Consider the following 25,106-nt stretch of genomic DNA (forward strand, 5'->3'; position numbering starts at 1 on the left):
TATTTTTAATCCAAAAAGAAGCATTAATGCTTGTGCTTGTCCGAGCTTATCAGACATTTTCACATACGAACTTGTCGAAAAACTCTTCATTCAGAACCCCTTTTTTTGACAGACTTCTTACGATGCTCATCCTATACTTACAAATAAATGAACTAAATTTTAGAGGATGGCGACAATATTGGTGATATATGGTGATCTTGTTTGGTTATTAAACTTGTTAATGGATTTTTTGATTATTCAATTGACAGGTTTAATCCTAAAGAGAAATGTATCTATTTTTCGTTCGTTTTTAGGCGCATTTATAGGTTCTATCGTTGTTTTATTAACGTTTACTCCATATGCATATGTTGTTAGTTCACCCTTTATGAAAATATTATTATCATTTTTCATTGTATTTTTTTCATTTGGAAAACAACGTATGATTACATTTTTACAATGTATCAGTATTTTCTATTTTTCTACTTTTTTACTAGGTGGAGCACTATTAGGATTACACTATTTATTTCAATCAAATTCTAATAACTTATCAAAGGCCTCATTTTATGGCGATCCCTTAAGTTGGTATTTTGTATTAGGTATGATCCCAATTGTCATTTTATTTGCTAGAAAGTCAATCAACCACATTGCCTTTACAAAATGGAAATTAAATGAAATGTATGAAATGGAAATCGTATGGAGGAATACAACCATTCATACAAAAGGGCTAATGGACAGTGGAAATTCACTTCATGAGCCACTTTCAAGAAAACCAGTTATCATTTTAGATTGTTCTACAAAAGATTTTGGACTTCCTGGAGAATTAGTTAAGTTAGTACGTGATTCAGAAAGTACATTACAAGGCAAAGACTCACTAGATGTCTTAAGTTTTTTCCAAGCATCGTTCGTACCTTATAAAAGCATTGGTCAAAGCAATCAATTACTAGTTGCTATTAAGCCGACAGTCGTTCGCTTAAAAATCAATGGAAAATGGTACTCTACGAAATCGGTCTTATTAGGATTAAGTCATGTCACTTTGTCTTCTGACAACTTATATGAATGTATCCTTCATCCAAAAATGATGCAGGGAACGATTAACGAAATCGCATAGGAGGTAGAAAATGTATCGTTTTTTCTTAAAATTAAAATTAGGATTTTATAAGCTCTTAGTGAAACTTGGTTTGAAAGCCGATGAAGTTTTTTACATAGGGGGTAGTGAAGCACTTCCGCCACCTTTAACAAGGGAGGAAGAAGAAAAGCTATTACAGAAGCTGCCAAATGGTGACCTTGGTGCACGCTCTTTATTAATTGAACGAAATTTACGACTTGTCGTCTATATAGCTAGAAAATTTGAAAATACGGGTATTAATATTGAGGATTTAATCAGCATTGGTACAATCGGTTTAATTAAAGCAGTTAATACATTCAATCCCGAAAAGAAAATTAAACTAGCAACATATGCTTCTAGATGTATTGAAAATGAAATCTTAATGCATTTACGACGAAATAATAAAAATCGTTCTGAAGTGTCATTCGATGAACCACTTAATATTGATTGGGATGGAAATGAATTATTGCTTTCGGATGTATTAGGAACTGAAGATGATATTATCACGAAAGATTTAGAAGCAAATGTAGATAAATCATTATTAACGAAAGCATTAGATCAATTAAATGATCGTGAAAAGCAAATTATGGAGCTTAGATTTGGTCTTGATGGAACCGAGGAAAAAACACAAAAAGACGTGGCAGATATGCTTGGAATTTCGCAATCGTATATTTCTCGCTTAGAAAAAAGAATCATAAAAAGACTTCGAAAAGAGTTTAATAAAATGGTTTAATAGACATACCGAATGGAAGATGAGTTGTCCTCATTTTCTATTCGGTTTTTTTAATTTGAATGTAAAATGTTAAATATTTTGTAAATATGTTTTCGTGCATAAATTTTCCACCGAAGGAGATACTTACCTATAGTACAGCAACTCCAAATAGGAGGGAACATCATGACACGAAACAAAGTAGAAATATGTGGTGTAGATACTTCAAAACTTCCAGTTTTAAAAAATGATGAGATGCGTAAGTTATTTCATGCGATGCAAAGCGGTGACCGAAGTGCAAGAGAAACAATTGTAAACGGAAATTTACGACTTGTTCTAAGCGTCATACAACGTTTTAATAATCGTGGAGAATTTGTGGATGACTTATTTCAAGTGGGTTGTATTGGGCTAATGAAATCGATTGATAATTTCGATTTAAGTCAAAATGTAAAATTTTCAACGTATGCTGTGCCAATGATCATTGGTGAAATTAGAAGATACTTACGCGACAATAATCCAATAAGAGTATCAAGATCACTCAGAGACATTGCATACAAGGCACTACAAGTAAGAGAGCGCCTATTAGCAGAAAATTCAAAAGAACCAACACCGGTTCAAATTGCAGAAGTATTAGGTGTAACACATGAAGAAATTGTCTTCGCATTAGATGCAATTCAAGATCCAGTATCGTTATTTGAACCTATATATAATGACGGAGGCGATCCAATTTTCGTAATGGATCAGCTAAGTGATGACAAAAACAAGGACGAGCAATGGGTAGAAGAACTTGCACTACGCGAAGGAATGAAAAGACTAAACGATAGAGAAAAAATGATCATAAGCAAAAGATTTTTCCAAGGAAAAACACAAATGGAAGTGGCAGAAGAAATCGGAATCTCACAAGCACAAGTATCAAGACTAGAAAAATCAGCAATCAAACAAATGAACAAGAATATTCAAGGCTGAATTGAAATGTGGAGCAAGCTCGCCCAGCTCTGAAGGGAATATCTCCATTCATCTGAAGAAGTGGCGGTTTATCCACTTCAAAGATTAATGAAATATAACCTTAATAGCTAGACAACAAGAAAAGTAAAGGCAACAGAGTATCTCCATAAGCATCAACTAATTAAACAAATTTAATTTCTAAATTATTCCAAATCTAGATTAAATAGTCATTATACTTTAATTAGCCGATGTATTTCCGATAATAAATGTGTTAGACAATGATGAGGTATGGGCCAATTCATTGTTTAACACATTTTTATTTTAAATAAAATCAATATTCGTCTCACTGCCTTCATATATTTGTTAAAAAGGAAGGTGAAGAGATAGTGGCAAGAATTTCTGACTTTCAAGTAAAAGATGTAGTGAATGTTGCTGATGGTAAAAAGTTAGGGAATATTGTTGATTTAGATATTGATCAATTAAGTGGGAAAATTACATCAATTATTTTAACGAAGCCTGGTAAAGGTCTGAATTTTTTTAGTAAAGAAGAAGAAATGACGATTTATTGGAGCGATATTGTGAAAATTGGTGAAGATGTCATTCTTGTAAAATATCGTTCGACAGTAGATTTAGACGGAAATACAGTAAAACCAGTAAATTTACCTTAAAAAATATAGAGTGTTTTGTCAAAAATAATCAAAAATATGAAATCTATGGTAAAATATAGGAAACCCTAATAGTGGTTTAGATAGTAATATTTACTAAATACGTTTTGTGAGGTTCTTTAGATATGAAAGAATGTTTCATTCAATCGACTGAAAGTACTTTTAAGATACAACCTTGGGAAGACTCATATAAACATTTAGTTGCAGGTTTTACAACAAAAAATGGTGGAGTTAGTCAAGGTTGTTTCTCTTCTTTTAATGTAGGTTTACACGTAAATGATTCAGATAACCACGTAGTTAAGAATAGAGAATTACTTGCTAAAGAAATAAACTATCCAATAACGAAATGGGTTTGTTCTGAACAAGTACATGGCAATAATGTAGTGAAGGTCACAAAGGACGAACGTGGGAAAGGTGTTACTGATTACAATAGTGGCATCCCAGGTACAGATGGCTTTTATACGAATGAAGAAAATGTTTTACTTACTTCTTGTTATGCTGACTGCGTACCATTATATTTTCTTGAACCTACAAAAAAATACATTGGATTAGCGCATGCTGGATGGAAAGGTACTGTTGGAAATATTGGTGGTATCTTAATCAATAAGTGGCTAACGGAAGAAAATATGAATGTAGAAAATATTCAAGTAGTAATTGGTCCATCAATTGGTAATTGTTGTTATGAGGTAGATGATTTTGTTATGAATAAGGTACAAGATGCATTTTCAAACAATTTACCACCTTCTATTTTGACAGATTTGCCAAATGGAAAATACTCTTTGGATTTAAAAGAAGCAAACAAACAATTGCTCATTCAGGCAGGGATCCCAAAAGAAAATATTTTAGTTACAACTTATTGTACAAGCTGTAATCCGAATACATTTTTTTCACATCGTAGAGATGAAGGGAAAACTGGTAGAATGATGAGCTTTATTGGTTGGAGGATATAGCAACATGACGATCAAACAAAATTATGAAAGAATAAGTGAGCAAATACGTTCTGCTAAAAGTCGCTCAAATCGTGACGACGACCAAGTTACCCTAATAGCTGTTACAAAAGAAGTTTCTGTTCATGTAGCTAAAGAGGTATTGGAGCTTGGGATAAACCAATTAGGTGAAAATCGTTTTGAAGGGTTACAAGATAAACAAGACCATATTAACACCGACGTTGTTTGGCATTTTATTGGTTCATTACAAACTAGAAAAGTAAAAGACATAATCCATCGTATAGATTATCTACATTCTTTAGATAGAATGTCATTAGCAAATGAAATACAAAAAAGAGCGAATGAACCATTAAAGTGTTTCATACAAGTAAATATTTCTGGTGAGGAATCAAAACATGGTTTATCACCTGAAGAAGCCATTAATTTTGCTCGTCAATTAGCTGAACTGGATAGGGTATATGTTGTTGGATTAATGACTATGGCACCTTATACTGAGGACCAGCAAGTGATACGAAATAGTTTTAAAGGATTAAAAGATTTACAGACGAAAATAAAAAAATTAGAAATAGCAAATGTTCCATGTAATGAATTATCGATGGGGATGTCTAACGATTTTGAAATTGCGATAGAAGAAGGTGCAACCTTTATTCGCATTGGGACAGATTTAGTTGGAAAGGGAAGGTAATTAGTTATGAGTTTTATCGGAAAAGTAAGAAACTTTTTTGCAATGGATGATGAGTATGAAGATGAAGAGTATGAGTATGAGGAACAACAACCTGTTTCAAAGCATGTAAATGAAGAAGTACATCAAGAACGTAGTACTTCAAAGCAAAAATTAGTAAGTATACCAGGAGGAGCATCCTTGACGTCAAAAGTTGTATTGGCTCAGCCACGTGAATATGCAGAAGCACAAGATGTTGCAGATCACCTAAAATCTAAAAAAGCTGTTGTGATCAATCTTCAACAAATGCAAATTGATCAAGCAAAACGCTTCGTTGATTTTTTAAGTGGTACTGTTTATGCAATTAGTGGAGATATAAAAAAAATCGGAACAAATACATTCATTTGTACGCCAGATAATGTTGACATTTCTGGAACGATTACAGATATGTTATTTGAGGAAGAACAATCCATTAAAAGGTGGTAAATAGATGGACTTTATTTTATCAATTTTGTATCATGCGATACAAATATATCAAACGATATTAGTGATTCACATCATTATGTCCTGGTTTCCACAAGTACAACAATCATCATTCGGTCGTTTTATCGGAAGAATAGCAGAACCATACTTAGAGCCATTCCGTCGTATCATACCGTCAATCGGAATGTTTGATTTCTCGCCAATTGTAGCTTTAATAACGTTGCAATTTGCAATGAGAGGTATATTCGCGCTTAGTACTTACTTCTAAAAAGAGAATCTGAAACGGTTCTCTTTTTTACTATTTATTTTGTTTAGAAATTGAGGAATGCATCAATGAGTATATACGATCATTATCGAAAAGAAGAGCATGTATTTGTTGATCAAGTGATTAATTGGAAAGATCAAGTAATTGAACGATACTCACCAAAGTTAACTGATTTCCTTGATCTAAGGGAACAAAAAATTATGAGTACCATAATCGGGAATCAATCTGAATGTATTGTAGCTTTTTTTGGTGGTCGGGAAAATTGTGAGCGAAAACGTGCAATAATTTATCCAAATTACTATTCCCCAATGGATGATGATTTTTCGTTAGCAGCATTTAATTTAAGCTATGCAGTGAAATTTCATTCTTTATCACATAGACAAGTACTAGGAACGCTTATGTCATTAGGTATGACAAGAGCAAAATTTGGTGATATTTTATTAAAAGATGAAGTTATTCAAATAATTGTTGCCGAGGATATAGCAGTTTTTGTTGAGAATAACTTGAATTCTATAGGGAAATCGCCGATTAAATTAGAGAGAATTCCATTTAATGAACTAGTTGAAATAGAAGATGACTGGCAATCGAGACATGGTACGATTTCATCACTTCGTCTAGATGTGTTAATTAGTGAGTTTTATCATATATCACGCCAGAAAGCACAGGCATTAATAAAAGCTGAATACGTCAAAGTCAATCAAAAAATAATTGATTCAACATCATTTATTTGTGGTGAAGGAGACTTACTATCTGTTAAAGGGTTTGGAAGAGGGATGCTTCTCTCAATAGATGGTATGTCTAAAAAAGAAAAATGGCGGATTCAGTACGGTGTCAAAAAATAGTCAGAAAATGTAGAAGGATATTCGTAGAAACTGTCGAAAACTAATAATTAACCTATATTTAAGAACTTACCTGGAGGTGGCTTAATTGCCTTTAACACCACTTGATATTCATAATAAAGAATTTGGTAAAAGTTTTCGTGGATATGACGAAGACGAAGTAAACGAATTTCTTGACCAAGTGATCAAGGACTATGAATTAGTAATTCGTGAAAAGAAACAATTAGAAGAACAAATGTTAGACATGAAAGAAAGACTGAAACATTTTTCTACTATTGAAGAAACTTTAAATAAGTCAATTTTAATTGCTCAAGAAGCAGCAGAAGATGTAAAAGGAAATGCTCAAAAAGAAGCAAAATTAATTATAAAAGAAGCAGAAAAAAATGCTGATCGTATTATTAACGAAGCTTTAATCAAATCTCGAAAAGTTACAATGGAGTTTGAAGAGCTTAAGAAACAATCAAAAGTTTTCCGTACAAGACTTCGTATGGCAATTGAAACTCAATTAGAAATGTTAAGTCATGAAGATTGGGATCATATTTTAGATAAAGAAACAGAAGAAATAGCAAACTAATTTTAAGAAGCCTTGACGATTTGTAAAGTTTTACATATAATTTATTAAATATTAATAGTTAATCGGTGATAGGGAAGAGTACTTCTATAAAATCTAGTTAGCGAGTCAAGGATAGTGTAAGCTTGATGTAGAAAAATAGAAAGAAAATCACCCTTGAGAGCTTTTCTGAACATTAGTAAGAACAGCCGTTTCGTTCACGTTACGAATGCTAAGTGGACTATATTATTTATGTATAGTCAATTAGGGTGGTACCACGGGAAACCTTTCTCGTCCCTTTTTTGGGATGCGAAAGGTTTTTTTGTGCTCAATTTATTACCGATTAGGATTGTTTTAAACGATTCATTCTTATTCATTTAATCTTATGATACAAGATTTTCTTTGTCCTTACTGTATTGGATGAACAGTAACCTTACTACTAAAAGATTTAGAAGATGGATAGAATGCGTTAATGTGGAACTCGACTATTTAAAAAATGGATTAAAACCATAATCAGGAGGAGTATCAAATGGAATATAAAGATACGTTATTGATGCCAAAAACAGATTTTCCTATGAGAGGGAATTTACCGCAGCGTGAACCTCAAATTCAAGAGGACTGGAATGCGAAAGATATTTATACAAAAGTAATGAAACACAATGCAGAAAAACCATCATTTATCCTACATGATGGCCCTCCATATGCAAATGGTGACTTACATATGGGGCATGCACTAAATAAAGTCTTAAAAGATTTTATTGTTCGTTTTTATAATATGAATGGCTATCGTTCGCCATACGTTCCTGGTTGGGATACACACGGATTACCAATTGAGCAAGCGTTAGCAAACAAAAAAGTAAATCGTAAAGAAATGTCAGTAGCCGAATTTCGTAAACTTTGTGAAGAGTATGCTTACGAACAAGTTGATCGTCAAAAAGAACAATTTAAGCGTTTAGGAATTTTAGGTGATTGGGATCGTCCATACATTACGCTTGAAAAAGAATATGAAGCAGAACAAATTAAAGTATTCGGTAAAATGGCGACAAAAGGCTTAATCTATAAAGGCCTTAAGCCAGTTTATTGGTCTCCATCTAGTGAATCTGCATTAGCTGAAGCAGAAATTGAATATCAAGATAAACGATCTGCTTCAATCTATGTTGCATTTGCAGTTGAAAATGGAAAAAATGTTTTAAATGGTGGAGAGAAATTTATCATTTGGACGACGACTCCATGGACAATTCCAGCTAACTTAGCAGTTTGTTTACATCCAGAACTTAGCTATGATGTAGTTGCAGTAAATGGAGACAAATTTGTAGTAGCGAGTGAATTAAGAGAGTCTGTTTCAAATGAGTTAGGCTGGGAAGATGCTGTTGTTGAAAATACATTTAACGGTAGCCAACTAGAAGGTATCGTTTGTAAACATCCATTATACGATCGTCAATCGGTTGTCATTCTTGGTGATCATGTAACAACTGATGCTGGAACTGGTTGTGTTCATACAGCTCCTGGTCATGGTGAAGATGACTTCCGAGTTGGTCAACAATATGGTTTAGACGTACTTTGTCCAGTTGATGAAAAAGGTGTATTAACAAAAGAAGCACCTGGTTTCGAAGGTTTATTCTATGATGAAGCAAATAAAGAAATTACAAAGGCATTAGAAGAAAAAGGTGCTTTACTTAAATTACAATTTATTACGCATTCATATCCACATGACTGGAGAACAAAAAAACCAATTATCTTCCGTGCTACAGCTCAATGGTTTGCTTCAATTGAAGCAATTCGTAATCAATTAATGCAAGCTGTACAAGATACAAACTGGTTCCCTGCTTGGGGTGAAACAAGACTATTCAACATGGTGCGTGACCGTGGTGACTGGTGTATCTCTCGTCAGCGTGTTTGGGGAGTACCAATCCCAGTATTTTATGCTGAAGATGGAGAAGCAATCATTACAGAAGAAACAATTGAACATGTTTCTAACTTATTTAAAGAAAATGGATCTAACATCTGGTTTGAAAAAGAAGCGAAAGAATTATTACCAGAAGGATTTACACATCCAGGTTCACCAAATGGTAAATTTACTAAAGAAAAAGATATTATGGATGTTTGGTTTGATAGCGGCTCTTCACATCAAGCTGTGTTAACAACTCGTGAAGAATTATCATTCCCAGCTGATGTGTATTTAGAAGGTTCAGACCAATACCGTGGTTGGTTCAACTCTTCACTAAGCACGAGTGTTGCTGTAACTGGTCAAGCGCCATATAAATCTGTAGTGAGTCATGGTTTCGTATTAGATGGTGAAGGACGTAAAATGAGTAAGTCTATCGGGAACATCGTTCTTCCTTCAAAAATTATGAATCAATATGGTTCAGATATCTTACGATTATGGGTAGCTTCTGTTGATTATCAATCTGATGTTCGTATTTCAGATGCATTAATGAAACAAGTTGCTGAAGTTTATCGTAAAATCAGAAATACATTCCGTTTCTTATTAGGTAACTTAGATGGCTTTAATGCTGAAACGGATGCATTAAAATTTGATGAACTTCGTGAATTAGATCAATACATGCTTGTGAAATTAAATGATGTTGTAAAAACAGTTCGTGAATCTTATGAAAAATATGAATTTGCTACTGTTTATCATACGATTCAAAACTTCTGTACAACTGATTTAAGTTCATTCTATTTTGATTTATCAAAAGATGTATTATATATCGAACCAAAATCAAATAAAGATCGTTTAGCAATTCAAACTGTATTACATGAATCATTACAAGCTCTTACTCGTTTAGTTGCACCAATTTTACCTCACACAGCTGAAGAAGTTTGGACGCATATGGCCGGAACATCAGTTGATAGCATTTTCTTAACTGAAATGCCAGAGGTTAATGATTTTGGAAATACGACTGAGTTAGTAGCGAAATGGGAAAAATTCATGGACTTACGTGATGATGTATTAAAAGCATTAGAAGTTGCTCGTAATGAAAAAGTAATTGGTAAATCATTAACTGCTTCAGTTAAAATTTATCCTAATGCAGAAGTATCAGATTTATTAGAATCAATTAATGAAGACTTAAAACAATTATTAATTGTATCTCAAGTTGAAGTAGCTGATCGTGATACGCAAGTTCCACAAACAGCACAAAAATTTGAAACATTAAGTATCGAAGTTTCATCGGCAACTGGTGAGACATGTGAACGTTGTTGGATCGTTACAGAAGAAGTAGGAAAAGATGAAGAACATTCAACATTATGCCTACGTTGTGCAAGTGTAGTAAAAGAAATGTAATGTAAAATTGCGGGAACACTTGAAGAAAAGTCGAAAGTTAAACTTTCGGCTTTTTTTCATTTTCAAAAAAGGAAGGAAATAATGGACCAGACTAGTCCTAGAGCAAATCAATTCCATAATAGTAAATTTTACCTTATTGCTTGTTTTGTTGTATGTGTGTATGTATTCCTGTATGATTATTTTGTAAACGATTACGAAAATTCAATTATTGAGGAGTACAACATGAAAAATACATTTAAAAAAGTATCTCAAACAATTTTAGGGATCGCAGTAGCTTTACCTATGATTTTAGGAGTTGGCGCAGGAAGTGCTGGAGCAACATCTGGAGCAATAGCTGTCTCTAAATTATCAATTAAAGAAAAGCCATTTTTTAGTTCAAAAACAGTTGGATATTTAGCTAAAAATCAAAAAATCACTTACTCAGGTTACAATAGATCGTTTGTGAAAATTAGTTACAAAGGTAAAACAAGATATATTCAAAAGAAATATGTGAAATATATAGCACCAACATCTACTACGCGAGCAAGTACTAGTTCATCTACTCAGCAACAAATTTTAGATTTAGTAAATACTGAGCGTGGTAAAAGCGGATTAAAACCTTTAACACTTACTAGCTACTTAAATGGAACTGCTCAACAATGGTCACAAACTATGAGTAATGCAAATAGTATGTATCATTCAACTTTATCATTTAATGGTGGGTATAAAGGTGAAAACATTGCACATGGTCAAACAACACCATCACAAGTAATGTATGATTGGATGCACTCTGAAGGTCATAGAGCTAACATCATGAGCAAAAACTTCACGCATCTAGGTGTTGGTAAAGTAGGAACTTATTGGACACAACAATTTACTGACTGATATTACAAAAGGCTTATGTTAATCCAATTTTTAGACTGTCTATATAGACAGTCTTTTTTATATTCGTAATAGCATTTATTTTATAATAGTGAATCCTTAAACTCAGTGATTTATAAATGGGAATATCTTTATCAGTTTCCTTTAAAGGAAAAACTTTCACCTTTTATGAATGTCAGTTCTGGGAAAATTATATTTACATTCAAAAAAGGGAGTGAACAAGATGAGCAATGAAATTTACCATATAAGACAAGAGCTCGAAATGATTAAAAATGAATTGCTACATCGTTTATTTTCTGAACCAATTCATTCAAATATTGTGGAACCTCATCTTTCATTATATGAGGAAACAATGAAACATCAAGTTCTTGTTGATGATATGAAGAATGATTTATATGATATAGAGCTTGCAATACAAAAAATTGATAATGGATTATATGGTTTTTGTGAAGTTACGGGAACACAAATTCCAATAGAGAAACTAAAAGTTCTTCCTACAGGAAGAACAATTGATGACTTTAGTTTTGTCAGAAATTATTACTGATTTGTATTTCATTGTATAAACTTGTCCCCTATGCTAAACTTTTATGAGATATCTAATAAGGTAGGGGATAAATATGGCATATATTATTGCACTAATTGTCATTTTAATTGACCAATTAACCAAACTTGCAGTATTAAAGAAGATGTATTTAGGTGAAAATATTGAAATCATTAAAAATATTTTTTACATAACATCTCATCGTAACAGAGGAGCGGCTTGGGGAATGTTACAAGGTAAAATGTTCTTTTTCTACATTATTACACTTGTATTCGTTGTAGCTGTGGTTTACTTTATTCAAAAGCATGCGAAAAATGATCGTTTATTATCTATTTCTTTAGGTCTGGTATTAGGTGGCGCGATTGGAAACTTTATCGATCGTTTCTTCCGTAAAGAAGTTGTTGATTTTATACATGTTTATATTTTTGGATATGATTTTCCTGTGTTTAACATTGCCGATTCTGCACTTTGTATTGGAGTCGTCTTATTATTTATTATTACTTTATTGGAAGAAAAAAGAGGAGTTAAGGAATGACAGTTTTTACATTTGCAGTTGAAGAAGAACAACATTTAGAAAGAATCGATACTTTTATTACAGCCCAAAATGAAGAGTGGTCTCGTTCACAAGTACAAATCTGGTTAAAAGAAGATTTGGTATTAGTAAATGGTGAAAAAGTAAAGCGAAATTACAAAGTGAAACAAGGCGATGAAATATCAGTTTCAGTACCTGATCCAAAGCCTTTAGAAATTATTGCAGAGAATATTCCACTTGAAATTTACTACGAAGACAGTGATGTTATCGTTGTCAATAAACCTCGTGGTATGGTAGTTCATCCTGCATTAGGTCATGAAACTGGTACTTTAGTGAATGCATTAATGTATCATTGCAAAGATTTATCTGGAATTAATGGCATTTTAAGACCAGGAATTGTTCATCGAATTGATAAAGATACATCAGGACTTCTAATGGTTGCTAAAAATGATGTAGCTCATGAAAAACTTGCAGAACAATTACGTGAAAAAACAACTGTTCGTAAATATATTGCAATCGTTCATGGTGTAATTCAGCATGAAGAGGGTACGATTGATGCACCAATCGGAAGAGATAAATCAGATCGTCAAAGTATGACAGTTACTGAAGAAAATGCTAAAGAAGCTGTAACGCATTTTAAAGTACTAGAACGATTTGAAGAGTTTACATTAGTTGAATGTCAGCTTGAAACAGGTCGTACACATCAAATTCGTGTTCATATGAAGTATATTGGTTTCCCATTAGCTGGAGATCCAAAATATGGTCCAAGAAAAACAATTGATATTGATGGGCAAGCACTTCACGCTGCAGTATTAGGATTTAAGCATCCAAGAACAGGTGAATATATGGAGTTTTCATCACCTATTCCAAAAGTAATGGAAGATGTATTAGAAAATTTAAGAAGATAACTGTTGACAACTTATGCCTAGTGAGGCATAATGAGGACAGTTGAATGAACCTTTAACACAACCCCGTGAGGTTGAGAAGGAAGCGGAATATAAAAGGGATAACTGTATCCTTTTGTGCTACCCTCTTGTCCATCGGGCAAGAGGGTTTTTGCTTCTACAAAATAAAAAGTAGGAGGTAAAGGGAAATGAACGAAAAAGCAATCATCTTAGACGAACTTGCAATTAGAAGAGGATTAACTAGAATTGCTCATGAAATGCTTGAAAATAATAAAGGCATTCAAGATGTCGTTCTAGTTGGGATTAAAACAAGAGGTGTTTTCTTAGCTCAACGAATTGCAGAAAGAATTAAGCAAATTGAAGGTAAAGAAGTAATTATGGGAGACCTTGATATTACTCTATATCGCGATGATCTAACAACTAAGACGGAAAACAAAGAACCGTTAGTGAAAGGTTCAAATGTACCGGTAGATTTAACAAACAAAAAAGTTATTTTAGTTGATGATGTACTTTACACAGGGAGAACAGTTCGTGCCGCAATGGACGCTGTAATGGACCTAGGTAGACCATCACAAATTCAACTAGCAGTATTAATAGACCGTGGACATCGTGAACTTCCGATTCGTGCAGACTATGTTGGTAAAAACATTCCAACTTCAAGTGATGAAAAAGTAGTCGTAGCTCTAAAGGAAACAGATGAACATGATAAAGTAAGCATATTTGAAAATTAAAAGTCCCTTTTAATGTGGTCCAGAGAGGCCGCCAAAGGGTCTAGTTAGTTGCTGTCTTCTTAGCAACGTATTGGACTCTTTGTGTAAATCACAAAGAGTTTTTTTTATGAAAAAATGGGGGAATCTAAATGATAAAACAAAAACCAGTTTTAGAAATCAATGAAAAACCAAGTTTAAGTCAATGGTTTTTCCTAAGTATACAGCACTTATTCGCAATGTTTGGTGCAACGGTATTAGCACCAATCTTAATCGGAATTTCTCCAGCAATCGCATTAATTTCAAGTGGGATAGGAACGATCGTTTTCGTATTAATTACAAGAGGTAAAGTACCTTCTTACTTAGGATCATCATTCGCATTCATCGCTCCCATGAGCTTCGCTATAAAGAATCTTGGAACAGGAGCAGCATTTATAGGGGTGTTCATCACAGGGATTGTATATGCGGTGATCGCACTTGTCATTAACAAAGTCGGCGTAAAATGGTTATTTAAAATATTACCACCAATCGTAGTTGGACCAGTCATTATCGTAATCGGCTTAGGCTTATCATCAGTAGCAGTAGGCATGGCAATGAATGGAGCAGATGGTAAATATAGTTCAACATCAATCACAATCGCACTCATCACATTAGCAATCACAATCGTAACAGCATTATTCACAAGAGGGTTCTTATCAGTCATACCAATCTTAGTCGGAATTATCGGCGGTTATATTACTTCAATCTGCTTTGGAATCGTAGACTTCTCGAAAGTCGCAGAAGCAAAATGGATCGAAATACCTGATTTCTCAGTACCATTCGTAGACTACACGCCAGAAATAACATTACAGTTACTTTTCATCTTTGTACCAGTCGCAATCGTAACAATTTCTGAACACATAGGTCACCAAGTAGTACTTGGAAATGTAGTAGAGAAAGATTTAATTAAAGATCCTGGTTTAGACCGTTCACTTTTCGGAGACGCAGTGTCAACAATGATTGCAGGTCTAATCGGTGGACCAACAACGACAACTTACGGTGAAAACATTGGTGTTTTAGCCATAACAAGAGCTTACAGTGTTTACCTGTTCGTCGGTGCAGCAATCTTCGCAATGATATTCGGATTCGTCGGAAAGATTTCAGCAATCATAAGTTCAATCCCAACACCAGTAATGGGTGGTATCTCAATACTACTTTTCGGAATTATCGCTTCTAGCGGGTTAAGAGTACTGGTTGAAAATAAAATTGATTTTAGTAAACAACGTAACTTAGTAATCGCATCTGTCATCCTAGTATTAGGGATTGGCGGAGCAACTTTACATGTTGGAGATGTCTTCACACTTGAAGGAATGGCATTAGCCGCACTAATCGGAGTAATACTAAATTTAGTTCTACCAGAAAAAATTGGTGGAGATCGAAATATTGAAATGAACAATGAAAAAGCTTCATAAACACAATTGATAGATTAGAGCACTCTAAAAACAAATCTGGGTGCTCTAGATATAAAAACGGATGAAATTCATTTAGGGGGATGACGGATGAATCATTTATTAACCATGTCTGATTTAACTATCGTAGAAATTCAAGATTTGCTAATGGAAGCTCAAAAGTTTGCAAATGGAGAAAAAACTAGTCTAAACCGTCAGACATTTGTTGCAAATTTATTTTTTGAAAATAGTACGAGAACTCGTTTTAGCTTCGAAGTAGCCCAAAAGAAATTAGGACTTGAAGTCATCAACTTAGCAGTTGAAAGTTCAAGTATTCAAAAAGGTGAAACTTTATATGACACTGTTAAAACCCTTAAAGCAATTGGGGTAGAAGCGGTTGTTATTCGACATACAGAAGATGAGTACTTTCAAGAAATTGAAGATGCAGGAATGCCAATCCTAAACGCCGGTGACGGATGTGGAAATCACCCAACACAATGTCTATTAGACCTTTTAACCATTAAACAAGAGTTTGGACGTTTTGAAGGATTAAAAGTAGCTATTGCAGGTGATCTAAGACATTCTAGAGTTGCCCGGTCAAATGCAGAAGCACTAACAAGATTAGGTGCGGAAGTTTTCTTCGCAAGTCCTGATGAATGGAAAGACGATAAAAACACTTATGGAACATATAAAAATTTAGATGAATTAGTCGAAGAAGTTGATGTCCTGATGCTACTAAGAGTTCAGCATGAAAGACATGATGCAAAGACTAATCACATAATGGAAAATTACTTACAAAAGCATGGTCTAACAATCGAGCGAGAAGCCAAAATGAAACCAACAAGCATTATCATGCATCCAGCACCATTCAATAGAGATGTAGAAATAGCGAGTGAACTAGTCGAATGCGAGCGTTCAAGAATCTTTAAGCAAATGGAAAATGGCGTTTACGTACGAATGGCTGTATTAAAAAGAGCCTTACCAACTGTATGGGGAGAGATGAAAAATGAAGTACTTGTTTAAAAACGGTGTCATCTTACAAGAAAACGGTGAATTATTAAAGCGTGATGTACTAGTAGTGAATGGGAAAATTTCAGTAATTGCTGAAACAATCATAGATCAAGAAGCAACAATAATTGAGCTTGAGGGAAAATTACTTTCACCAGGTTTTATCGACGTACATGTTCATTTAAGAGAGCCGGGCGGAGAACATAAGGAGACAATCGAAACAGGTACAAAAGCAGCAGCAAGAGGCGGATTTACAACGATTGCAGCAATGCCGAATACTCGACCAGTACCAGATACACTTGAACATCTACAATCTTTAAATAAAAAAATTGAGGATACTGCACTAGTTAACGTACTTCCTTATGCTTCAATCACAATTCGCCAAGCTGGTGAGGAACAAACGGATTTTGAAGCATTAAAAAATAATGGCGCATTTGCATTTACCGATGATGGAGTAGGAGTGCAATCAGCAGAAATGATGTACGAAGCAATGCAAAAAGCTGCAGAGTTAAATGTATCAATCGTAGCTCATTGTGAAGAGAATACATTAATTCAAAAAGGCTGTGTACACGAAGGGAAATTCTCAAAAGAAAATGACTTAAACGGAATTCCTTCAATTTGTGAGAGTGTACAAATTGCACGTGATGTTTTATTAGCAGAAGCAACTGGTTGTCATTATCACGTATGTCATATTAGTACAAAGGAATCAGTAAGAGTAGTACGAGATGCTAAAAAAGCAGGAATAAACGTAACAGCTGAAGTGTCACCACATCACTTAATTTTATGTGAAGATGACATTCCAGGACTTGATACGAACTTTAAAATGAATCCTCCACTAAGAGGAGCATTAGATAGAGAATCATTAATAGAGGGTTTACTTGATGGGACAATCGATATGATTGCTACTGATCATGCACCACATACAGCAGAAGAAAAGGCACAAGGAATGCAGCTTGCTCCTTTTGGGATTGTAGGCTTAGAAACAGCATTCCCACTTTTAAACACACACTTTGTACAAACTGGAAAAATGTCATTAAAACAACTAATCGATTTTATGACAGTAAAACCAGCAGAAGTATTTAAGATCAGCAGAGGAAAAATTGAAGTTGGCGCAGTTGCTGATTTAACGGTAATTGATTTAGAACTTCAAGAAGAAATTGATTCAACAACATTCCTTTCAAAAGGAAAAAATACACCGTTTGATGGCTGGAAATGTAAAGGTTGGCCAGTAATGACAATGGTAAATGGCAAATTAGTATATGAAAGTGGGGAAGTAACAGTATGATGCGTCAATTAATATTAGAAGACGGAACAGTTTTTGTAGGAGAAGGATTTGGTAGCGAAGTTGAAACAACAGGGGAAATCGTATTTACAACAGGTATGACAGGATATCAAGAAGTATTAACTGACCCATCTTACTGTGGACAAATCGTAACATTTACTTATCCATTAGTAGGTAATTACGGTATTAATTTAGAGGATTTTGAAAGCATTGTACCAGCAGTACACGGATTAATCGTTAAGGAGTATGCTGAGCATCCTTCAAATTTCCGAAATAAAATGAGCTTGGATCAATATTGTAAAGATAAAGGAATCCCAGGTTTAGCAGGTATCGATACACGTATGTTAACGAAAAAGTTACGTGAAGTTGGAACTATGAAAGGAAAATTCTGCAGTATGGAAGCGAATGTTGATGAAATAATTGCAGAATTAACAAATACACCATTATTCACTAACCACGTGGAACGAGTTTCAACACAAAAGCCTTATAGAAGTCCAGGTAGAGGACACCGAGTAGTATTAGTAGACTTCGGTATGAAGCATGGTATTTTAAGAGAATTAACAAATCGTAAATGTGACGTTACTGTTGTACCATATAATATCTCAGCGAAAGAAATTTTCTTACTTGCTCCAGATGGAATTATGTTAAGTAATGGACCTGGAGATCCAAAAGATGTTCAAGTAGCAATCGATATGATTAAAGAAGTAGTTGGCAAAGTACCATTATTCGGAATTTGCTTAGGTCATCAGTTATTTGCGCTAGCAAATGGAGGAGATACTTCAAAACTTAAATTCGGACATCGCGGTGCGAACCATCCAGTTAAACATTTAGAAACAGGAAAAGTAGCAATTACATCACAAAACCACGGTTATGCTGTAGAAATGGATTCAATTGAAGGAACTGATTTAGTAGTAACACATGTTGCACTAAATGATGGTACTGTAGAAGGGCTTAAACATAAGAAATACCCAGCATTCACAGTACAATATCACCCAGAGGCATCACCAGGACCAGAAGATGCAAACTATTTATTCGATGAATTTATGAGCATGATGGAAGCACAGAAGAGAGAGGGGAACTTACAATGCCAAAACGCGTAGACATTGAAACAATCTTAGTAATCGGATCAGGACCAATCATAATCGGTCAAGCAGCAGAATTTGATTATGCTGGAACACAGGCTTGTCAGGCATTGAAAGAAGAAGGATACAAAGTAATTCTTGTAAACTCAAACCCTGCAACAATAATGACGGATGTACAAACAGCAGATAAAGTATACATCGAGCCACTAACAGTAGATTTCGTTAGTCGAATCATTCGCAAAGAACGCCCAGACGCACTATTACCAACATTAGGAGGTCAAACAGGACTTAACCTAGCTGTAGCACTAGATAATTCTGGTGTGTTAAAAGAATGTGGTGTGAAAATTTTGGGTACAACTTTAGAAGCAATTAACCGTGCAGAAGACCGCGATTTATTCAGAACATTAATGAACGACTTAAATGAGCCAGTACCAGAAAGTACAATCATCCATACTTTAGAAGAAGCATATGACTTCGTAGAAGAAATTGGTTACCCGGTTATCGTAAGACCTGCCTTTACTCTTGGAGGAACAGGCGGAGGAATTTGCCACGATGAAGAAGAGCTTAAAGAAATCGTAGCAAGTGGATTAAAAAATAGCCCAGTAACACAATGTTTATTAGAAAAAAGTATCGCTGGTTTTAAAGAAATCGAATATGAAGTAATGAGAGATGCAAATGACCATGCGATTGTAGTATGTAACATGGAAAACATCGATCCAGTTGGTGTTCATACAGGGGATTCAATCGTAGTTGCTCCTTCTCAAACATTAAGTGATCGCGAGTATCAAATGCTACGAAATGTATCACTTAAAATCATTCGCGCTTTAGGGATTGAAGGTGGATGTAATGTACAGCTTGCACTAGATCCAGATAGTTTCCAATACTATGTAATCGAAGTTAATCCACGTGTATCACGTTCAAGTGCGCTAGCATCAAAAGCAACAGGTTATCCAATTGCAAAATTAGCAGCAAAAATCGCGGTAGGCTTAACATTAGATGAAATGATTAACCCAGTTACAAAGAAAACTTATGCATGCTTCGAGCCAGCATTAGACTATATCGTATCAAAAATTCCACGCTGGCCATTTGATAAATTTGAAACGGCAAACCGTCAGTTAGGAACTCAAATGAAAGCAACTGGAGAAGTAATGGCGATTGGTAGAACACTTGAAGAGTCATTATTAAAAGCAGTACGCTCTCTAGAATTAGGAATAAATCACATCGAGCTTAACGCAGTAAAAGAACTATCTAAAGAGGAAATGATTACTCGCATGGCAAAAGCTGACGATGAAAGACTATACATCGTTGCTGAAGCAATGAGAACAGGTATGACGTTAGAAGAAATACATGATATTACAAAAATTGATTTCTTCTTCCTACACAAAATTGAAAACATCATCAAAATGGAAAAGGTTATTAAAGAAAACCATTTTGAACTTGATGTACTATTAAAAGCTAAGAAAATGGGCTTCAGTGATGATTACCTAGCATTACAATGGAATGCAACAAATAAAGAAATATACGATTTTAGAAAACAAAATCAAATCATTCCGGTATATAAAATGGTTGATACATGTTCAGCTGAGTTTGAATCTACAACTCCATACTTCTACGGAACATATGAGATCGAAAATGAATCAATTGTAACTGATAAGAAAAGTGTAGTAGTACTTGGCTCCGGTCCAATACGTATCGGTCAAGGTATTGAGTTTGACTATGCAACAGTACATTGTGTAAGAGCAATTAAAGAGGCTGGATACGAAGCAATCATTATAAACAACAATCCAGAAACAGTTTCGACTGACTTTAGTATCTCAGACAAACTTTATTTCGAGCCATTAACAATCGAAGACGTAATGCACATTATCGATTTAGAAAAACCGATGGGTGTAGTCGTTCAATTCGGTGGTCAAACAGCAATTAACTTAGCAGGTAAATTAGTAGAACGTGGTGTGAAAATTCTTGGAACTTCGCTTGAAGATTTAGATCGTGCAGAAGACCGAGACAAGTTTGAAGAAGCACTTCAACAATTAGGTGTTCCACAACCTCTTGGTAAAACAGCAATGACAGCAGAAGAAGCCGCAGCAATCGCTGATGAAATTGGTTATCCAGTTTTAGTAAGACCATCATACGTACTTGGTGGACGTGCTATGGAGATTGTATATCACCGTGAAGAAATTCTACACTACATGCAAAATGCAGTAAAAATTAATCCAGAACATCCAGTACTAGTAGACCGTTACTTAACTGGTAAAGAGATTGAAGTAGATGCAATCTCTGACGGAATCGACGTATATATCCCAGGTATAATGGAGCATATAGAACGAGCAGGAGTTCACTCAGGAGATTCAATCGCAGTATATCCTACACAAAATGTATCAGAAGCTGCGAAGGAAAAGTTAATCGAATATACAATCAAACTAGCAAAAGGCTTAAATATTAAAGGATTACTAAACATCCAGTTTGTTGTCACAGATAAAGATGAAGTATTCGTACTAGAGGTTAACCCAAGATCAAGTCGTACAGTACCATTCTTAAGTAAAATTACAAATGTACCTATGGCGAATATCGCAACGAAAGTAATCCTAGGTCAAACACTAGCATCATTCGGTTATGCAACAGGCTACCATCCAGAAGGTAAAGAAGTGTATGTAAAAGCACCAGTGTTCTCATTCGCTAAACTACGCTCAGTAGATATAACATTAGGCCCTGAAATGAAATCAACTGGAGAAGTAATGGGGAAAGATGTAAGTCTTCAAAAAGCATTATACAAAGCATTAATCGCTGCAGGAATGCATATCCCAACTCACGGTTCAGTGATCATTACAGTAGCAGATAAGGATAAAGAAGAAGTAGTGAATATCGCAAAACGCTTCCATGAAATTGGATTTACAGTATTCGGTACTGAAGGAACTAAAAATCATTTAGAAAACCACGGTGTACCAGTAAAAGCTGTAAACAAAATTAACGAGCATGAAGACAATATGCTAGACATGATCAAGCGTGGAGATGCGCAGTTTGTAATCAATACATTAACAAAAGGTAAAAAACCAGCTCGTGATGGATTCAGAATTCGTCGTGAATCAGTTGAAAATGGAGTAGTTTGCTTAACTTCACTAGATACAGCAAATGCAATACTTTCAGTAATTGAAAGCTTAACATTCTCAACTTCTGCACTACCAAACAAAGAAATGAAGGCTGGCGTATTAGTATGATAAAAAAAGAACTCATGACAATTGTCTCAAACCGAGAAATTGCCCATCAAATTGTTGAAATGACATTAAAAGGTGAACTAGTTCAGGAGATGCACTCTCCTGGGCAGTTTGTCCATATAAAAGTGACTGGTGGACTAACACCACTTTTAAGAAGACCAATCAGTATATGTCAGGTCGACAAAGAGAAAAGTGAGTTCACTATGATATTCCGCGCAGAAGGTGAAGGAACTAAGCTTTTAAAAGAAGCAAGCGTTGGACAACAGGTTGATGTATTAGGTCCTCTTGGTCAAGGTTATGATATTGAAACCCTTTCTGAAGGGGATACAGCACTACTTGTAGGCGGTGGAATTGGCGTACCTCCAATGTATGAACTTTCGAAGCAATTTAAAGCACGTGGTGTAAATGTTATTCATGTACTAGGATTTGCATCAAGCAATGTGGCTTTTTATGAAAAAGAATTTTCAGAATTAGGCCCAACTTATATGGCAACAGTAGATGGAACTCTTGGTACGAAAGGATTCGTAACTGATGTTATTCGTGAAGAAAAGCTTCAATTTGATCAATACTTTGCATGTGGTCCAACCGTAATGTTAAAAGCTTTACAACAGCAATATAAAGGTATGAAGGATGGTTATATATCACTTGAAGAACGAATGGGCTGTGGAATTGGCGCTTGTTTCGCATGTGTATGCCATACAGAAGATGGGTCATATCGTAAAATTTGTAGTGATGGACCAGTGTTCCAGGCTGAGGAGGTAGTTCTATGATTTCATTACAAACAAAACTTCCTGGCTTAGATTTAAAAAATCCTATAATGCCAGCTTCAGGTTGCTTTGGATTCGGTAGAGAGTTTGCAAATCTATATGATTTAAGTGTACTTGGTGCCATTATGATTAAGGCGACAACGGTTGAAACGAGATACGGAAATGAAACGCCACGTGTTGCTGAAACGCAGGCGGGAATGTTAAATGCAATCGGTCTTCAAAATCCTGGATTAGAAAAAGTAATCAATGAAGAATTAAAATGGCTATCAAGCTATGATGTGCCAATCATTGCAAATATTGCAGGTTCAACAATAGAGGACTATGTAACAGTAGCAAGAGAAATATCTAAAGTAAGTAATGTAAAAGCGTTAGAACTAAACATTTCTTGTCCAAACGTAAAATGTGGTGGGATTGCATTTGGGACTGATGCTGCAACAGCGGCTGAAGTAACAAAAAAAGTGAAAGAAGTAAGCGAAGTTCCGCTATATGTAAAATTATCTCCAAATGTAACAAACATTGTAGAAATTGCAAAAGCAATTGAAAATGCCGGAGCAGACGGTTTAACAATGATCAATACATTACTAGGGATGAGACTAGACTTAAGAACGGGAAAACCAATTCTTGCAAATAAAACAGGTGGATTATCGGGTCCAGCTATCAAACCAGTCGCGATTCGAATGATCCATGATGTTAGTCAAGTAGTTAACATCCCAATCATCGGTATGGGTGGCGTAATGAACGCAGAAGATGCACTAGAGTTTTTCTTAGCAGGAGCAAGTGCAATTGGTGTAGGAACTGCAAACTTTGTTGACCCATTTGTTTGTCCAACAATCATTGGTGAACTACCAGAAGTATTAGAAAAATACGGTTATCAGTCGATCGAAGAATGTATTGGAAGGAGCTGGAAACAACATGTCATCACAAGTGGTCATCGCGCTTGATTTTTCTTCAAAAGAAGAAGTAATGAATTTTGTAAAAAAATTTCAAAAATCTCTATATGTAAAGGTAGGGATGGAACTATTTTACAAAGAGGGTCCAGCAATCATAAAGGAACTAAAAGAATTAGGACATCAAATTTTCCTAGATTTGAAGCTTCATGATATTCCAAATACAGTAAAACATGCTATGAAAAATATTGCATCTTTAGAAGTAGACATGGTAAATGTGCATGCAGCTGGTGGAACGAAAATGATGAAGGCAGCTTTAGAAGGGCTAGAAGAAGGCACTCCAGATGGTAAGCAAAGACCTTTACTAATTGCAGTAACTCAACTTACAAGCACTTCAGAAGAACAAGTAATCCACGAACAAGGACTTACATCTTTAAAGGATTCGATTAAACTATATGCTGCAATTACAGAAGAAAGTGGACTTGATGGGGTAGTTTGCTCTCCACTAGATGTAGAATTAGTCCAAGCAGCAGTTGAAGGTGATAACTTTATAACGGTGACACCTGGCATACGTTTAGTTGATAATAGTGTAGATGATCAAGTACGAGTAACTACTCCAGCGAAAGCTAAACAATTAGGAAGTAGCTATATTGTAGTAGGACGCAGTATTACAAAAAGTGAAAATCCAGTAGAAGCATATGAAGAAATATTGGCACAATGGGAGGGCGTAATAGTATGAAAAAGAGTATCGCAGCAAACTTATTAAGCATTGGGGCTGTAAGCCTTCAACCTGAAACTCCATTTACTTGGGCATCAGGAATCAAATCTCCTATCTATTGTGATAATCGCTTAACTCTTGGCTATCCTGAAATTCGTAAAAATATTGCATCAGGACTAGTTCAATTAATCGAAGAAAAATTTGGCACAGTTGATGTAATTGCTGGAACTGCAACAGCGGGAATTCCACATGCAGCTTGGACAAGTGATGTAATGAACTTGCCGATGGTCTATGTCCGAAGCTCTGCAAAAGGTCATGGCAAAGGAAACCAAATTGAAGGCCCAATAAAAGCAGGTCAAAAAGTCGTAGTAGTAGAAGATCTGATTTCAACAGGTGGAAGCGTAATTACATGTGTAGAAGCATTACGTGAAGCAGGTTGTGAAGTGGTAGGGGTTGTATCAATTTTCACATATAATCTACCAGCTGCAGTAGAAAAATTCGAAGCAAATGACGTAACGTACTACTCTCTAACTGATTATGACACGTTAGTAGAAGTAGCTAAAGAGCAAGGCTCAATTAAAGAAGACCATGTAGCAAAACTAACTGCATGGAGAAAAAATCCACAAGACGCTAGCTGGATGACTGTCGGCGTATAAAATAATGTAGGAACACAGCCTCAAATGGCTGTGTTTTTTTGATTAATTTCTTTTTGATCCCTGATCAGAATTTCATAAAAATTAGTT

The 25,106-nt window shown here is 35.0% G+C and carries 25 protein-coding genes and 1 other annotated feature; all 25 genes read left to right on the forward strand.

Translation table 11 applies throughout. The features are described 5' to 3' along the window. The first annotated feature begins 181 nt into the window (after positions 1-181). On the forward strand, positions 182-1,087 hold the full coding sequence (gene spoIIGA / locus ABID96_RS06720; RefSeq protein WP_377897038.1) for a sigma-E processing peptidase SpoIIGA: 906 nt from the start codon (positions 182-184) through the stop codon (positions 1,085-1,087). Between the two features lie 10 nt (positions 1,088-1,097). Then, positions 1,098-1,817, forward strand: coding sequence for an RNA polymerase sporulation sigma factor SigE (sigE, locus tag ABID96_RS06725; RefSeq protein ID WP_192601359.1), 720 nt, complete (start codon positions 1,098-1,100; stop codon positions 1,815-1,817). Between the two features lie 162 nt (positions 1,818-1,979). Next, on the forward strand, positions 1,980-2,759 hold the full coding sequence (gene sigG / locus ABID96_RS06730) for an RNA polymerase sporulation sigma factor SigG (protein WP_056471070.1): 780 nt from the start codon (positions 1,980-1,982) through the stop codon (positions 2,757-2,759). 365 nt (positions 2,760-3,124) lie between these two features. Beyond that, entirely contained in the window at positions 3,125-3,406 is a 282-nt protein-coding gene (locus tag ABID96_RS06735) for a YlmC/YmxH family sporulation protein (protein WP_088000268.1), read from the forward strand. A 122-nt stretch (positions 3,407-3,528) separates the two neighbouring features. After that, positions 3,529-4,353 (forward strand): peptidoglycan editing factor PgeF, encoded by an 825-nt coding sequence (pgeF, locus tag ABID96_RS06740; protein ID WP_192601360.1) that lies wholly within the window; start codon positions 3,529-3,531, stop codon positions 4,351-4,353. A 4-nt stretch (positions 4,354-4,357) separates the two neighbouring features. Continuing rightward, a complete protein-coding gene (locus ABID96_RS06745) occupies positions 4,358-5,035 on the forward strand; it encodes a YggS family pyridoxal phosphate-dependent enzyme (protein WP_192601361.1) in 678 nt (225 codons plus the stop codon). 6 nt (positions 5,036-5,041) lie between these two features. Beyond that, positions 5,042-5,497, forward strand: a complete 456-nt coding sequence (locus ABID96_RS06750; protein ID WP_192601362.1) for a cell division protein SepF — start codon at positions 5,042-5,044, stop codon at positions 5,495-5,497. A gap of 4 nt (positions 5,498-5,501) precedes the next feature. Further along, positions 5,502-5,762, forward strand: a complete 261-nt coding sequence (locus ABID96_RS06755; RefSeq protein WP_192601363.1) for a YggT family protein — start codon at positions 5,502-5,504, stop codon at positions 5,760-5,762. Between the two features lie 65 nt (positions 5,763-5,827). After that, on the forward strand, positions 5,828-6,601 hold the full coding sequence (locus ABID96_RS06760; protein ID WP_192601364.1) for a YlmH family RNA-binding protein: 774 nt from the start codon (positions 5,828-5,830) through the stop codon (positions 6,599-6,601). Between the two features lie 85 nt (positions 6,602-6,686). Then, positions 6,687-7,172 (forward strand): DivIVA domain-containing protein, encoded by a 486-nt coding sequence (locus ABID96_RS06765; protein ID WP_088000280.1) that lies wholly within the window; start codon positions 6,687-6,689, stop codon positions 7,170-7,172. A 56-nt stretch (positions 7,173-7,228) separates the two neighbouring features. After that, positions 7,229-7,450 (forward strand) — a binding site (T-box leader). A gap of 227 nt (positions 7,451-7,677) precedes the next feature. Continuing rightward, positions 7,678-10,434 (forward strand): isoleucine--tRNA ligase, encoded by a 2,757-nt coding sequence (ileS, locus tag ABID96_RS06770; RefSeq protein WP_192601365.1) that lies wholly within the window; start codon positions 7,678-7,680, stop codon positions 10,432-10,434. Positions 10,435-10,515: 81 nt separating this feature from the next. After that, the gene (locus ABID96_RS06775) at positions 10,516-11,298 is read left to right on the forward strand and encodes a CAP domain-containing protein (protein ID WP_377896770.1); all 783 of its coding nucleotides are present in this window, start codon (positions 10,516-10,518) and stop codon (positions 11,296-11,298) included. Positions 11,299-11,518: 220 nt separating this feature from the next. Beyond that, on the forward strand, positions 11,519-11,839 hold the full coding sequence (locus ABID96_RS06780; protein WP_088000286.1) for a TraR/DksA family transcriptional regulator: 321 nt from the start codon (positions 11,519-11,521) through the stop codon (positions 11,837-11,839). 73 nt (positions 11,840-11,912) lie between these two features. Next, entirely contained in the window at positions 11,913-12,371 is a 459-nt protein-coding gene (lspA, locus tag ABID96_RS06785) for a signal peptidase II (RefSeq protein ID WP_192601367.1), read from the forward strand. Then, positions 12,368-13,276, forward strand: a complete 909-nt coding sequence (locus ABID96_RS06790) for an RluA family pseudouridine synthase (protein WP_192601368.1) — start codon at positions 12,368-12,370, stop codon at positions 13,274-13,276. Before lspA ends, ABID96_RS06790 begins: the two co-directional genes overlap by 4 nt. A gap of 185 nt (positions 13,277-13,461) precedes the next feature. Next, entirely contained in the window at positions 13,462-14,004 is a 543-nt protein-coding gene (pyrR, locus tag ABID96_RS06795) for a bifunctional pyr operon transcriptional regulator/uracil phosphoribosyltransferase PyrR (protein WP_192601369.1), read from the forward strand. Between the two features lie 131 nt (positions 14,005-14,135). Next, positions 14,136-15,431 carry a uracil permease gene (uraA, locus tag ABID96_RS06800; protein WP_192602036.1) on the forward strand — a complete coding sequence of 432 codons (1,296 nt, stop codon included), beginning with the start codon at positions 14,136-14,138 and terminating at the stop codon, positions 15,429-15,431. An 87-nt stretch (positions 15,432-15,518) separates the two neighbouring features. Then, positions 15,519-16,430, forward strand: coding sequence for an aspartate carbamoyltransferase catalytic subunit (locus ABID96_RS06805; protein ID WP_192601370.1), 912 nt, complete (start codon positions 15,519-15,521; stop codon positions 16,428-16,430). Next, entirely contained in the window at positions 16,414-17,700 is a 1,287-nt protein-coding gene (locus ABID96_RS06810; protein WP_192601371.1) for a dihydroorotase, read from the forward strand. The genes ABID96_RS06805 and ABID96_RS06810 overlap by 17 nt, the downstream gene beginning before the upstream one ends. Further along, entirely contained in the window at positions 17,697-18,797 is a 1,101-nt protein-coding gene (locus ABID96_RS06815) for a carbamoyl phosphate synthase small subunit (protein ID WP_192601372.1), read from the forward strand. The genes ABID96_RS06810 and ABID96_RS06815 overlap by 4 nt, the downstream gene beginning before the upstream one ends. Next, positions 18,782-21,994: a carbamoyl-phosphate synthase large subunit gene (gene carB / locus ABID96_RS06820; RefSeq protein WP_192601373.1), complete on the forward strand. Its 3,213-nt coding sequence runs from the start codon at positions 18,782-18,784 to the stop codon at positions 21,992-21,994. Before ABID96_RS06815 ends, carB begins: the two co-directional genes overlap by 16 nt. Next, complete coding sequence (locus ABID96_RS06825) at positions 21,991-22,761, forward strand: dihydroorotate dehydrogenase electron transfer subunit (protein ID WP_192601374.1); 771 nt, start codon at positions 21,991-21,993, stop codon at positions 22,759-22,761. The genes carB and ABID96_RS06825 overlap by 4 nt, the downstream gene beginning before the upstream one ends. Further along, a complete protein-coding gene (locus ABID96_RS06830) occupies positions 22,758-23,699 on the forward strand; it encodes a dihydroorotate dehydrogenase (protein ID WP_192601375.1) in 942 nt (313 codons plus the stop codon). Before ABID96_RS06825 ends, ABID96_RS06830 begins: the two co-directional genes overlap by 4 nt. Beyond that, on the forward strand, positions 23,671-24,384 hold the full coding sequence (gene pyrF, locus ABID96_RS06835; protein ID WP_192601376.1) for an orotidine-5'-phosphate decarboxylase: 714 nt from the start codon (positions 23,671-23,673) through the stop codon (positions 24,382-24,384). Before ABID96_RS06830 ends, pyrF begins: the two co-directional genes overlap by 29 nt. Continuing rightward, a complete protein-coding gene (gene pyrE, locus ABID96_RS06840; protein ID WP_192601377.1) occupies positions 24,381-25,019 on the forward strand; it encodes an orotate phosphoribosyltransferase in 639 nt (212 codons plus the stop codon). The genes pyrF and pyrE overlap by 4 nt, the downstream gene beginning before the upstream one ends. Positions 25,020-25,106 lie beyond the last annotated feature (87 nt).

The organism is Gottfriedia sp. OAE603, from assembly GCF_040543965.1.
Lineage (GTDB): Bacteria > Bacillota > Bacilli > Bacillales > Bacillaceae_G > Gottfriedia > Gottfriedia solisilvae.

Excerpts from the sequence above, each read along its gene's own strand:
- sigE (WP_192601359.1), top strand. The coding sequence starts at position 1,098 with ATGTATCGTTTTTTCTTAAAATTAAAATTAGGATTTTATAAGCTCTTA.
- sigG (WP_056471070.1), top strand. The coding sequence starts at position 1,980 with ATGACACGAAACAAAGTAGAAATATGTGGTGTAGATACTTCAAAACTT.
- pgeF (WP_192601360.1), top strand. The coding sequence starts at position 3,529 with ATGAAAGAATGTTTCATTCAATCGACTGAAAGTACTTTTAAGATACAA.
- ABID96_RS06745 (WP_192601361.1), top strand. The coding sequence starts at position 4,358 with ATGACGATCAAACAAAATTATGAAAGAATAAGTGAGCAAATACGTTCT.
- ABID96_RS06750 (WP_192601362.1), top strand. The coding sequence starts at position 5,042 with ATGAGTTTTATCGGAAAAGTAAGAAACTTTTTTGCAATGGATGATGAG.
- ABID96_RS06755 (WP_192601363.1), top strand. The coding sequence starts at position 5,502 with ATGGACTTTATTTTATCAATTTTGTATCATGCGATACAAATATATCAA.
- ABID96_RS06760 (WP_192601364.1), top strand. The coding sequence starts at position 5,828 with ATGAGTATATACGATCATTATCGAAAAGAAGAGCATGTATTTGTTGAT.
- ileS (WP_192601365.1), top strand. The coding sequence starts at position 7,678 with ATGGAATATAAAGATACGTTATTGATGCCAAAAACAGATTTTCCTATG.
- ABID96_RS06775 (WP_377896770.1), top strand. The coding sequence starts at position 10,516 with ATGGACCAGACTAGTCCTAGAGCAAATCAATTCCATAATAGTAAATTT.
- ABID96_RS06780 (WP_088000286.1), top strand. The coding sequence starts at position 11,519 with ATGAGCAATGAAATTTACCATATAAGACAAGAGCTCGAAATGATTAAA.
- lspA (WP_192601367.1), top strand. The coding sequence starts at position 11,913 with ATGGCATATATTATTGCACTAATTGTCATTTTAATTGACCAATTAACC.
- ABID96_RS06790 (WP_192601368.1), top strand. The coding sequence starts at position 12,368 with ATGACAGTTTTTACATTTGCAGTTGAAGAAGAACAACATTTAGAAAGA.
- pyrR (WP_192601369.1), top strand. The coding sequence starts at position 13,462 with ATGAACGAAAAAGCAATCATCTTAGACGAACTTGCAATTAGAAGAGGA.
- ABID96_RS06805 (WP_192601370.1), top strand. The coding sequence starts at position 15,519 with ATGAATCATTTATTAACCATGTCTGATTTAACTATCGTAGAAATTCAA.
- ABID96_RS06810 (WP_192601371.1), top strand. The coding sequence starts at position 16,414 with ATGAAGTACTTGTTTAAAAACGGTGTCATCTTACAAGAAAACGGTGAA.
- ABID96_RS06815 (WP_192601372.1), top strand. The coding sequence starts at position 17,697 with ATGATGCGTCAATTAATATTAGAAGACGGAACAGTTTTTGTAGGAGAA.
- carB (WP_192601373.1), top strand. The coding sequence starts at position 18,782 with ATGCCAAAACGCGTAGACATTGAAACAATCTTAGTAATCGGATCAGGA.
- ABID96_RS06825 (WP_192601374.1), top strand. The coding sequence starts at position 21,991 with ATGATAAAAAAAGAACTCATGACAATTGTCTCAAACCGAGAAATTGCC.
- ABID96_RS06830 (WP_192601375.1), top strand. The coding sequence starts at position 22,758 with ATGATTTCATTACAAACAAAACTTCCTGGCTTAGATTTAAAAAATCCT.
- pyrF (WP_192601376.1), top strand. The coding sequence starts at position 23,671 with ATGTCATCACAAGTGGTCATCGCGCTTGATTTTTCTTCAAAAGAAGAA.
- pyrE (WP_192601377.1), top strand. The coding sequence starts at position 24,381 with ATGAAAAAGAGTATCGCAGCAAACTTATTAAGCATTGGGGCTGTAAGC.